Here is a 257-nt window from a genome sequence, read left to right on the forward strand (position 1 = left end):
GGAAGCAACAATACCTATGCCGTTGAAGTAACTGTTACGGATGCTGGGGGGCTGAGTACCGCGCAACTGCTCACCATTACCGTCACGAATGTCAATGAAGCGCCCAGCATTGTCAGCACCGCTGCTGTCGATGTTGCAGAAAACACCACCGCCGTCATTGACGTTCAATCTACTGACGATACCAACAGTGAAGGCAATGGACTCTCCTATACCCTCAGCGGCGGCAATGACCAAGCCTTCTTTGACATCAATGCCAC

1 protein-coding gene is annotated in these 257 nt (G+C 52.1%); it reads left to right on the forward strand.

Annotation, left to right across the window (positions count from 1 at the left end; translation table 11 throughout):
- A partial coding sequence (locus JUJ53_RS24065) for a VCBS domain-containing protein (protein WP_204154599.1) occupies positions 1–257 on the forward strand: 257 nt, incomplete at both ends.

This window comes from Leptolyngbya sp. CCY15150, assembly GCF_016888135.1.
In the GTDB taxonomy this organism is placed as follows: domain Bacteria; phylum Cyanobacteriota; class Cyanobacteriia; order RECH01; family RECH01; genus RECH01.